Annotated in this window: 9 protein-coding genes; 1 reads left to right on the top strand and 8 read right to left on the bottom strand. The window is 72.4% G+C overall.

Annotated elements, in window-relative coordinates:
• Positions 1 to 19: 19 nt before the first annotated feature.
• The 6 genes from APR04_RS13170 to APR04_RS13195 all read right to left on the bottom strand — a co-directional run bounded on the left by APR04_RS13170 (position 20) and on the right by APR04_RS13195 (position 6,763).
• A complete protein-coding gene (locus tag APR04_RS13170; protein WP_253870930.1) occupies positions 20 to 475 on the bottom strand; it encodes a hypothetical protein in 456 nt (151 codons plus the stop codon).
• 147 nt (positions 476 to 622) lie between these two features.
• Complete coding sequence (locus APR04_RS13175) at positions 623 to 1,288, bottom strand: response regulator transcription factor (RefSeq protein ID WP_253870931.1); 666 nt, start codon at positions 1,286 to 1,288, stop codon at positions 623 to 625.
• Positions 1,285 to 2,766, bottom strand: coding sequence for a sensor histidine kinase (locus APR04_RS13180; protein ID WP_253870932.1), 1,482 nt, complete (start codon positions 2,764 to 2,766; stop codon positions 1,285 to 1,287). Before APR04_RS13180 ends, APR04_RS13175 begins: the two co-directional genes overlap by 4 nt.
• The gene (locus tag APR04_RS13185) at positions 2,763 to 4,016 is read right to left on the bottom strand and encodes a phosphotransferase (RefSeq protein WP_253870933.1); all 1,254 of its coding nucleotides are present in this window, start codon (positions 4,014 to 4,016) and stop codon (positions 2,763 to 2,765) included. The genes APR04_RS13180 and APR04_RS13185 overlap by 4 nt, the downstream gene beginning before the upstream one ends.
• A gap of 182 nt (positions 4,017 to 4,198) precedes the next feature.
• Entirely contained in the window at positions 4,199 to 5,914 is a 1,716-nt protein-coding gene (gene pgi, locus APR04_RS13190; RefSeq protein ID WP_253870934.1) for a glucose-6-phosphate isomerase, read from the bottom strand.
• A gap of 84 nt (positions 5,915 to 5,998) precedes the next feature.
• Positions 5,999 to 6,763 carry a copper homeostasis protein CutC gene (locus APR04_RS13195; protein WP_253870935.1) on the bottom strand — a complete coding sequence of 255 codons (765 nt, stop codon included), beginning with the start codon at positions 6,761 to 6,763 and terminating at the stop codon, positions 5,999 to 6,001.
• Between the two features lie 75 nt (positions 6,764 to 6,838).
• Between APR04_RS13195 and APR04_RS13200 the strand changes: the two genes are divergently transcribed.
• Positions 6,839 to 8,020 (top strand): PrsW family intramembrane metalloprotease, encoded by a 1,182-nt coding sequence (locus tag APR04_RS13200; protein WP_253870936.1) that lies wholly within the window; start codon positions 6,839 to 6,841, stop codon positions 8,018 to 8,020.
• Positions 8,021 to 8,027: 7 nt separating this feature from the next.
• On the opposite strand, the gene APR04_RS13205 is transcribed toward APR04_RS13200, so the two are convergent.
• The gene (locus tag APR04_RS13205) at positions 8,028 to 9,137 is read right to left on the bottom strand and encodes a M20 family metallopeptidase (protein WP_253870937.1); all 1,110 of its coding nucleotides are present in this window, start codon (positions 9,135 to 9,137) and stop codon (positions 8,028 to 8,030) included.
• Between the two features lie 189 nt (positions 9,138 to 9,326).
• Complete coding sequence (locus APR04_RS13210; RefSeq protein WP_253870938.1) at positions 9,327 to 11,156, bottom strand: CocE/NonD family hydrolase; 1,830 nt, start codon at positions 11,154 to 11,156, stop codon at positions 9,327 to 9,329.
• Between the last annotated feature and the right edge of the window lie 75 nt (positions 11,157 to 11,231).

Genomic DNA, 11,231 nt, shown 5'->3' on the forward strand with positions numbered 1-11,231 from the left:
CGGGGGTCTCCCGCACGGGTCAGTCGTCGCCGCGGTCGTCGTCCTGGTCGTCATCCTGGTCGTCGTCCGCGTCGTTCGGGGTGTCGTCGTCCTGGTCGCCGGTGTAGTTCGCGTCGTCCGGCGAGTCCGCAGACTGCGCGGAACCCGCGGTGTCGGTCGCCGACTCGTTGGGCGAGTCCGCAGACTCCGGCGAGGGGTCGTAGTTCGCGTCGCCCGGGGAGTCCGCAGACTGGGCGGATCCCGCGGTGTCACGCGCCGACTCGTTCGGCGAGTCCGCCGACTCCGGCGAGGGGTCGGCCGTCGCGGCGCCCGCACCGCCGTCGGCCGGCGTCGCGGCGTCCAGGGCGACGGCCGCGGAGGACTCGGCTCGCGGGGCCGGGTCGTTGAGCGCCGCGGCGGTGGTCGCACCAGCGACACCGATCACTGCGGCTGCCCCGACGATGGCCCAGCGCTTCTTCATGGTCGAGGGGTTCATCTCTGTGACCTCCGGGTCTCGCGGCACCCCTCTCGGGTGCCTCCTGATATCAGTCTGCGTCCCCAGGATGAGGTGACGAGGAGACGCGGATGAGATGCCTCTCATGTAGGCGCGGGCCGTCGAGGCACGCGACCGCGCGTCAGCGCGTCAGCCCCGGAACCGGTAACCCGCCCCGCGCACCGTCTCGATCCGGTCCACCCCAAGCTTCTTGCGCAGGTAGCGCACGTACACGTCCACCACGTTGGAGCCCGGGTCGAAGTCGTAGCCCCAGACGCGCGACAGCAGCTGCTCCCGTGACATGACCTGGCCCGGGTGCTGGAGGAACACCTCGGCGAGCGCGAACTCCCGTGCCGACAGCTCCACCTCGCGCCCCGCCACGGTAGCGGTGCGTGTGCGGAGGTCCAGCCCGACGTCGCCGTGCTCCAGCCGCTCCGACGACGCGGCCTCCCCCGTGGCGCGCCGCAGCCGCAGCCGGATCCGGGCGAGCAGCTCGTCGAACCCGAACGGCTTGGACATGTAGTCGTCGGCCCCGCCCTCCAGGCCGGCTACCCGGTCGGACAGCGAGTCGCGTGCGGTCAGGATCACCACCGGCAGCGTGGAGCCGACGTCGCGCAGGCGCTGCAGCACCGTGAACCCGTCCAGCACGGGCAGCCCGATGTCGAGGACCATCAGGTCGTAGCCGCCGGACATGGCGTGCGCCAGCGCCGAGGCGCCGTCGGACACCACCGTGGGCTGGAACCCGTGCGCCTTGAGCCCCTTGCGCACGAACTGCGCGATACGCTCCTCGTCCTCCGCGATCAGGATCTGGTTCAACGTGCCTCCTCCGTCGCCGCACTCCTGGCCGTGGGCTGAGTGCCCGACGGCGCGGCGCCGTCGGCCGGCCAGGTCATCACGAAGCGTGCCCCACCGCCGTCGGACCGCTCGACCGCGACGTCCCCGCCGTGTCCCTGCGCGATGGCCCGCACGATGGCGAGGCCAAGGCCCGAGCCCGGCGCCCCGCCCGTCGTGCTGCCCCGCGCGAACCTGTCGAAGATGCGCTCGGCCTCGTCGGGCGGCACACCCGGTCCGGTGTCGCGTACCCAGAGCCGCACCTGGCGGCCGGCGGACCCGTCGAACACCTGCGTGCCGATGCCCACCTCGTCGTCGGGCCCCGTGAACTTCACCGCGTTGTCCGCGAGCTGCAGCACCGCCTGGGTGAGCCGGTGCGCATCGGCGACCACCTCGACGTCGGCCCGCGCGTCCACGACCCAGCGGCGCGCGCCCAGCGCACGAGCCTTGTCGTGCACGTCGTCGGTGAGCCGGCCCAGGTCGACCCGCGCCGGTGTCACGAAGTCGGCCCGCTCGGCCTTGGCGAGCAGGACCAGCTCCTCGACGATCTGGCCCATCCGGGACGTCTCGTCGAGCAGGAGATCCCTGGTCTCGCGCACGTCCGCCGGGTCGTCCGGGTCCAGCACCTCCAGGTGGCCCCGCAGGACGGTCAGTGGCGTACGGAGCTCGTGCCCGGCATCGTCCAGGAACTGGCGCTGCGTCTCGATGGCCATGGACAGGCGGTCGAGCATCGTGTTGAACGCACCGGCGAGCTCGCCGAGGTCGTCGTCGGTGGCCACGGGGACGCGCTGGGAGAGGTCGGTCTCGGTCACGCGGGTGGCGGTCGAGCTCAGCTGCCGCAGCGGGCGCAGCAGGCGGCTCACGACCAGCCACGCGAACAGCCCCAGCAGCACCAGAGCGACGCTGCAGACGATCGCGTAGGTCCGCATGACGTCGGTCTCCGCCCGGAGCGCCCGGTCAAGGGCGGACGCCATGACGTAGGCGCCCACCTCGTCCCGGTCGGGCACCGTCACCGGCACGACGACGAACCACACCCGGCCGATCTCCGTGTCGATCTCGCGCTGGACGGTCCGTTCCGACTGCGGCGTGAGGCCCTCGACGACGGCCTGGACCACCGCGCTCTCCTCGACGAACCGGCCCATCGCCGGCGGGCTCGACTGCTGGTGCGTGCCGTCCAGGTAGCTCACGAACATCTCGTTGGCGCCCGGTACGTTCCGCTCCATGGCGACGCTCATGAGCCGGCCGGCGCCGCGGAACTCCTCGCCCGTCTCCGGGTCGACGCCGTTCTTCGCGAGCTGCTGGAGCTCCCCGATCTCCTGGTCGAAGTCCTCGGAGATGTCGTCCATGATCTGCTGCGACTGGATGGCGTGGGTGAGCAGGCCCGTCGCGAGCAGGCCGATGGCGGTCACCGCCACGACCACCGTCACCACCTTGGCCCGTACCGACGGCCGGCGCAGGCTCATGCGCGACCGGTGCCGGACGGCACGAGCCTCGACCCGTCGAGCCAGCCGGCCACGACGTCCAGACGGCGTGAGGTCGCGGCCTGCCAGCCCTGCTCCTGCACGCGGTGAGGACCCGTAGCCAGCGAGAGCAGCACGCCGGCGACGCGCGCGGCCAGGTCCCTCTCGTCGACGCCCCTGCCGCCCGGTGCGGCGACGAACCCTTCCGCGTAGTCCGCGGCGAGCCCTCGCATGCGGGCCGCGTACCTGGCCTGCGCGGACTCCGACCCGTGCACGAGGGACAGCACGTCAAGGTGCGCGACGAGGCACGCGAGGTCGTCGGCGCGGTGGCCGGGGCCTGCGGAGTCGACGTCGAGCAGTCCGGTGATCCGGCCGTCGGTCAGCATGATCTGCGCCTCGTACAGGTCGCCGTGCGTGGGGTCCGCGCCGGTGCCGCGCTCCGCGAGGCGCGTCCGGACGGCGCCGGCCAGGTCGGCCGCCCGACCGGCCTCGGCGGGCAGCGCGGCGCCGATGACGCCCGCGTAGTGCTCGGCCGACTCGCTCCACGCAGGGCGTCGCGGCAGGTCACGCACCTCGGCAGGCAGCCGGTCGAGCAGGTCCAGCACGTCGAGCGGCGACGGGATGGGTCCGGCGTCCCGGACGGCGGCACGCATCTCGGTGCCGTGCAGCGGGGACAGGACGAGGAGGCCGTCGTCGGACCAGCCGAGCGGACGCGGGACGGGCAGGCCGGCCCGCGACAGGAGGTCATGACGTCGGTGCAGGTCGGCCACCTTGCGGGGGCGCAGGACCTTGAGGAACACGCGGGCCGCCTCGGCCCTGGCCTCGATGACCGCACGCCGGGTCGGCCGGTAGGCCCTGACCTTGAGCTCTGGGTGCGCACGCTCCGCCGGGCCGATTCCCAGGCCTGCCAGGAGCTCCTCCACGGCGGCGGGGTCGAACGCGCGGGGCAGCGCCGGCAGCGCCGGGTCGCCGGGGAACCGCCACACCGCGACCGTCGCGTCGCCGTCGGACAGCGTGACCACGCCAGGCTTGCGGCCGTCCCGGGCGCGGCCCACGCTGGCGCCGAGCGTCTCGGAGCGCTCCACGCCGCCCCAGCGCACCGTCGCGCGGTACGCCACGGTGGTGGTCGAGCCCGGACGATGGTCCACCTGACGCACCCGCCAGTCCACGAGCTCGCCGCCGGCCGTCGCCACGGCGGCGTCGAGAAGCCCCGCGGCGGCGTCACCGGTCAACAGGTCGAGGTGCGTGCTCACCGGGCAATCCTCGCAGCCGCTACCCACCAAAGCCCGCCCATTCGCATGAGAATCCTCTAACCCTGCCGCGGAGCGCGAATCGCGATGGCCGGCGCTGCTCCCCTTCGAGGCCTAAGTTTCTTCGCTTTGAAGCGGCTCAAAGCGAAGAAGCTTAGGCCTCGAAGGAGGGAAACAGGGTCGTCTCAGGCGCGGAGCTCGCGGTACTTCGCGATCAGGGCCGCCGTCGACGGGTCCTGCGTCCGCAGCGCGTCCTCGTCGCCCGCGACGGCCGGGGCGATCTCCAGGGCGAGCTTCTTGCCCAGCTCCACACCCCACTGGTCGAACGAGTCGATGCCCCACACGACACCCTGCACGAACGTGACGTGCTCGTACAGCGCGATCAGCTGGCCCAGCACGGACGGGGTCAGCGCGGGAGCGAGGATCGACGTCGTCGGCCGGTTGCCGCTGAACACCTTCGCCGAGACGAGCTCCTCGGCGACGCCCTCGGCCCGCACCTCTTCGGCCGTCTTTCCGAACGCGAGGGCCTTGGTCTGCGCGAAGAAGTTGGCGAGGAACAGGCCGTGCACGTCGGCACCGGCTGCGACGGCGCCGCCATCGCCGACCGCGTCGGTCAGCGGGTACGCGGGGTTCGCGACCGCGATGAAGTCGGCCGGGACGAGCCGGGTGCCCTGGTGGATGAGCTGGTAGAACGCGTGCTGCCCGTTGGTGCCCGGCTCGCCCCAGAAGACCTCGCCGGTGTCGGAGGTGACGGGCGTGCCGTCCCAGCGCACCGACTTGCCGTTGGACTCCATGGTGAGCTGCTGCAGGTAGGCCGGGAACCGGTGCAGCTGCTGCGCGTACGGGAGGACGGCGTGCGTGTGCGCGTCGCGGAAGTTCACGTACCAGACGTTGAGCAGCCCCATCAGCGCGGGCACGTTCTGCTCGAACGGCGTCGTACGGAAGTGCTCGTCCATCGCGTGGAAGCCGGCCAGCAGCTCGGCGAACGCGTCCGGCCCGATCGCGACGGCGAGCGACGTGCCGATCGCCGAGTCGACGGAGTAGCGGCCGCCCACCCAGTCCCAGAACCCGAACGCGTTCTCGGGGTCGATCCCGAACGCCTCCACCTTGTCCAGGGCGGTGGACACGGCGACGAAGTGCTTCGCGACGGCGTCGGCGCGGCCCTCCTCGGAGTCCTCGATGGCGCCGACGGCGACGAGCGAGCGCCACATCCAGTCGCGGGCGAGCCGCGCGTTGGTGAGGGTCTCCAGCGTGCCGAACGTCTTGGACGCGACGATGAACAGGGTGGTGGTCGGGTCGAGGTCCGCGGTCTTCTGCGCGACGTCGGTGGGGTCGATGTTCGAGACGAACCGCACCTCCAGTCCGTCCTGCACGAACGGCTCGAGCGCCTCGTAGGCCATGACGGGGCCGAGGTCGGAGCCGCCGATACCGATGTTCACGATGGTCCGGACGGGCTCTCCGGTCACGCCGGTCCACTCCCCGGAGCGGACCTTCTCCGCGAACGTGTACACCTTGGCGAGCTCGTCCTGCACGTCGGCCGTGATGTCCTGCCCGTCGACGGTCAGCGGCTCGTCGGACGGGCGGCGCAGCGCGGTGTGCAGCACCGCCCGGTCCTCGGTGACGTTGATGTGCTCACCCGCGAACATCGCGTCGCGGCGCTCGGCGAGCCTGACCTCGTCGGCGAGCGCCAGCAGCGAGGCGAGCACCTCGTCGGTGACCAGGTTCTTCGACAGGTCCACGTGCAGGTCCACGGCCTGGTGGCTCAGGCGGCCGGCCCGGGCCGGGTCCGTGGCGAACCAGCCACGCAGGTCCGGCTGGAGGTTCTTGGAGAGCTCGGTGAGCGAGCCCCAGGCAGTGGTGGTGGTGGCATCGACAGGCAGACGGGCTGGCTCTGAGGTCATAGGACAACCGTAGTGCGGTGTGACCCCGAGCGACCGGGTGGCCGGGCAGGTGCGAGGCGTCTCACACCTGCCCGGTCGCTCGAGCTACGTGGCGGCAGGCAGGCCGAGCGCGGCAGCGGCGGCCCTTGCGAGCTCTGGGTCTGTCACCTCGTAGCCGGCGTCGCCCCCGCCGCCGGGTCCACCGGCGTCGACCACCGAACGCTTCGCCGAGAGGTGCACGGCGTCCACGCCGGTGCCCAGCAGGGCCGGGATGTCGGCCGTCGTCACGCCGCCGCCCGCCATGATCTCGATGCCCAGCTCCGCGCTGCGCTCGACCAGGGCGGCCAGCCGGTCCAGCCCGGCGCCCGCGCGGGCCGCGCCGCCCGAGGTGAGCACCCGCGCGACGCCGAGCTCGGCCAGCGTGTCGAGGGCGGCCAGCGGGTCGGCGATCACGTCGAGCGCCCGGTGGAACGTCACCTCGGCGTCGTCGGCCGCCGCGACCAGGTCGCGCATCCGCGCCTCGTCGACCGTGCCGGACGGCGTCAGGGCGCCCAGCACCACGCCGTCGGCCCCCGCGTCGCCCGCCAGGGTGATCTCGCGGAGCATCAGGTCGATCTCGGCGGGCGAGTACACGAACCCGCCAGGCCGGGGCCGCACCAGCACGTGCACCTCGAGGATCGGCGCGGCGTCGGACGACGGCACCACCGCAGCGGCCTCGACCACCGCCTCGACGAGCGCGGCGCTCGGGGTGATGCCACCGGTGGCACCGAGCGCGGAGCAGAGCTCGACGCGCCGGGCACCGACGTCGGCAGCGATCACCGCCCCGGCCGGATCCTGGACAGCGAGCTCGAGAGCGACACGTTGGGGCACGGACGCCAGCGTAACCGTGCGGGGGGCCGGTCCGTCGCCCACCGCCTCGGCAGCCGAGTCGGTAGGGTCCCTGACATGGCCATCGATCCCAGTGCGATCCTCCAGGGGCGCGCGCCCGGGCGGGCTTCGATCGGAGTGATCCTCGGGATCGTCTTCGCCTCCGTCTGCCTGCTCGTCATCCTCACGTTCGACGCCGTGACGGGTGGCGCCTCGTTCGTCGTCGGGCTGCTGCTGGCCGTCCTGCCGGTCGCCGTCTGGCTGCCGCTCGTGCTCGCGCTGGACCGGCTGGAGCCGGAGCCGCCGAACGCCCTGATCTTCGCGTTCCTGTGGGGTGCAGGCGTCGCAGCGCTGTTCGCGAGCATCCTGAACACGCTCGGGCTGTCGCTGCTCACCGAGACCGAGCTCACCGGCGAGCAGGAGGGCTGGTACGTCGTCGCGACGTTCGGCGCGCCAGTGGTCGAGGAGCTGCTGAAGGGCGCGGTCCTGTTCAGCATGCTGTGGTGGCGGCGGCAGGAGCTGAACGGGCCGACCGACGGTGTCATCTACGCCGCGATGGTGGGCCTCGGCTTCGCCGCGACGGAGAACATCCAGTACTTCATCGACGCCGTCGAGGTGGACCAGCTCGGCTACGTGTTCGTGCTCCGGGCCATCGTCTCGCCGCTGCTGCACCCGCTGTGCACGGCGATGACGGGCATCGGTGTCGCGATGGCGGCCCTGTCGGGGCCCGGCCGGATCCGCCGGACCGCGCCGCTGTACGGGCTGCTCGGTGCGATAGTTCTCCACAGCCTGTGGAACGGCTCCACGAAGTTCGGTCTGATCGGCCTCGCCGGGGCGTACCTCGTGGGGTTCGCCGTGCTGATCGGGGTCGTCGTGGTCCTCGCGCGAGACCGCCGTCGGATCGTCCAGCTCATCGGGCACTACCTGCCGCTGTACGGGCCGGTCGGCATCGTGACGCCGGACGACCTGCGCATGCTCTCGACCCTGCCCGGACGCCGGGCGGCCCGCCAGTGGGCCAGGTCCGTGGGCGGCAAGAAGTCCGAGCGCGCCATGACCGACTACCAGCAGGCAGCCACCGAGCTCGCCCTGCTGCATCAGCGGGCCGGTGCGCAGAGGGACCTCGACCCGCACGGCCTGGAGCAGCAGCGGCAGTACCTGGTGTGGGTCATGCAGCAGGCGCGGGCCACGTTCGTGGCCCGCCAGCCGCACCCGCCGGCCAGCCCGTGGGGCGCCACGGGCTTCGCCCCCCAGGGCCGCTGACGGAGCGTCACACGGTTCGGGTCAGGTCCACGATCAACGCGCGCAGCAGCGCCGTCCGGTCGGCGATCCGGTCGACGAGGACGTGCTCGTCGTCGGCGTGCGCACCACCGCCGACGGCGCCGAGGCCGTCCAGCGTCGGTGTGCCGACGCCCGCGGTGAAGTTGCCGTCGGACGCCCCGCCCACCGCCACGCCGGTGAGCGGGGGCAGCCCGGCCGCGGCGGCGATCCGCGAGACACGGTCGAAGAGGTCGGCGGACAGCGCGCCCTCCAGCGGCGGCCGGTTGATCCCGCCCTCGATCTCGACGGCCGCGTCGGGCAGCACGGGAGCGAGGGACCGCAGGGCGGCGTCGACCCGCTGCTGCTCGGCGTCCGTCCGCGCCCGGACGTCGACGGCGAACGACGCCTCGGCCGGGACGGTGTTGCGCGTGGTGCCCGCCGTGGCGTCCGTCGGCGTCACCGTGGTGCCGAGCGCCGGGTCGCCCAGCGCGGCGACGGCGAGCACCTGGTGCGCCAGCTCGACCGACGCGTTCACGCCCTTCTCGGGCTCGAGGCCCGCGTGCGCGGCCCTGCCCTTCACCAGCACGCGGTAGATGGAGGTGCCCTTGCGCTCCAGCTTGAGCGCACCGCCGTCGGCCGAGGCCTCCAGCACGAGCGCGGCGTCGGCCCCGCGCGCCTCGTCCTCGATGAGCGTCTGGGACGACGGCGAGCCGAGCTCCTCGTCGCCGGTCACCAGGAGGGTGACCCCGGTCCGGTCGTCGAGGGAGCCCAGCGCGTGCAGCGCCATGGCCAGGCCGGTCTTCATGTCGAAGCTGCCGGGGCCGCTGAGCACGCCGGCCGCGATGTCGAACGGGTGCGTCCGGAGCGTGCCGAGCGGCCACACCGTGTCGTGGTGCGCCAGCACGAGCACACGCGTCGGTCCGCCCAGCCGCCACCGCAGGTGGATGCCGAGCCGCTCGGGCTCCGCGCCCAGGCGCGCTGCGCCCAGCGTGGCCACCAGGTCGGCCGACCGGGCAAGGGCAACGGGGTCCGACGACGGCGACTCGCACTCGACCAGCGTCCGGAGATCGGCGATCAGGAGATCGATGTCGGACCGGGCGGGCGTCTCGTGAAGTGCCATGGAGGCACGGTAGCGGTCCCCTCTCAGAGGGAGAGCAGGCGCAGCACGAGAGCCGCGGCCGAGACCAGCATCAGTACCGCGGTGGGGCCGACGCCGGGCCAGTCCTTCGCGCGCACGTGCGGCACAGGCCGAGCGCCACGAAGAGGTGGCGCCCGGCCCGGGCGGCGTCAGGCTGAGGTGCCGATCGGCTCAGGAGTGCGAGACGCCGAGATGGAAGCTGCCCCGCCCCACGCCGGTCAGTGTCGTCGAGTTCACGGCGACATAGCGCTCCAGGTAGGACGCCTCCTCCCCGTGGGTCGCGACGTCGCCGGCCGGGTCCTGCAGGTCGAGCGAGAGCCGCGCGTTGCTCACCCGCACGGTGTTGCCGGACGGCTCGGGCACCCAGTTCCAGGAGTTGTAGTTGATCGTCCCGATCTGCACGCCGAGCTGGTGCCCTTCCGCGAGCGTCCAGTCGGCCGACCTCAGGTCGAACGACAGCCGCCCCCGGCGCTCGATCAGCGCCGCGTTGTCGTCGAACATGGTCGCCCTGCCGTCGGGCGCGACGTCCCACAGCCGCACCATCACGTCCCCGACCGCACTCGCGTTCAGCGCGATCGACGGCGTACCCGTGATCCGCACCGCCGACTCGACAGGTGCCGACCACGTCCAGTAGGACGATTCGGTGGCACGCGCTGCGGCGCTCTTGGGCGCGAGCGAAGGAGCGATCGAGGGCGCGAGCGCCGGCGCGTTCTCCATGTCCCATCCGTCGACCCGGCTCGCTCTCGGTCCCGGCTGCCGCGGCCCGCCGTCGTCCACATAGGCGCCCTTGCGCAGCCGCACGCGGGTCGAGCCGTCGGCCTCGGGCCACGTGTCCTGCGCACGCCAGGCGCCGGTGCTGTCCTGGATCGCGTACGCCGGGTCGTCGACGCTCGGCTCGACGCCCTTGAGGAACTCGTCGTAGAACCGCATCACCTCGTCGAAGAAGCCCTCGCGCCCCATGGCGAGGCGCCCGTCGGAGACGTCGTTGCCTCGCACGTGGTCCCACGGGCCGAGCCAGCCGCGCTCCACGCCCGTGTGGTTGTCGAGGAAGAGCTCCATGTCCTCGGGCTTGGTGTTGGGCTCGATGAAGCCCTGGGTCACGAACAGCGGCGTGTCCGTGCCTGCGGCGTCCTCGGCCAGGTTGCGGGCGTCCCAGTACTCCGACTCGACGTCTGGCTCGTCGGGGTCCGACAGGTTGTTCGCCAGGCACTCCGGGTGCCGCACCTCGTAGCGGGCGTTCTTCGCGTACCGCTTGCTGTCGCCCTTCATGGGCTTCATGGTGGCGATGGAGTTGTACGCCTCGGGTGTGCCCGTCAGGTTCGGCCGGGCGACCTTGTTGCTCCACAGGTAGTTGTACATGTTCCACAACGGCTCCTGGGCTACCACCGCCTTGAGCGGCTCGAGGCCCAGGTTGTTGCCGGCCAGCCCGGTGAGGGCGTCGTACGACTTGCCGTACATGCCGACGTCGCCGGTGGACCACCGCCGGCTCGCGGACCACTCGATCGCCGCGGCGATGTCGGCCTGCTCACCCGGACCCGCCCAGTCGAGGCAGCCGGTGCTGCCGCCGTAGCCACGGATGTCCACCATGACAAAGGTGTACTCGTTCGCCATGAGGTCGGCGCCGTCGACGAAGTCGCGGAACCTCGCGGACGGACCCACCACGTCCCAGCGCTCCGGCCCGGTCTGCCCGGCGTGCGCGAAGTACGGCCCGATCGAGAGGATGACCGGCGTCCGTACGTTCGGGCCGAGGTGGGCGGGCCGCAGGATGTCAGCGTGCAGCTCCACGCCGCCCGACGACGGGAAGTACGCCTGCGTCCACGCCGCACCCTCGGGCACGCGCTCGTTCTCGTCGTGGGTGACGGGGTCGCCTGCGGCCGTCGTCGTGCCGCTGGCAACGGCCCCGGCCGGGCCGGCGACCGCGGCGGGCACGCCGGCGAGCATGAGCGTGACCGCTGCGGCGACCGCGGGCGCAGTCCTGCTGAGTCTCGTACGAAGTCTCATCGAGGCGTCCTCCCTGGGACCCAGGTCTGAGTGCCCGGGTTTACCTGAGAGGTTAGAGAACGTTCAGCCGTAATG

Source organism: Promicromonospora umidemergens (genome assembly GCF_024171995.1).
In the GTDB taxonomy this organism is placed as follows: Bacteria; Actinomycetota; Actinomycetes; order Actinomycetales; family Cellulomonadaceae; genus Promicromonospora; species Promicromonospora umidemergens.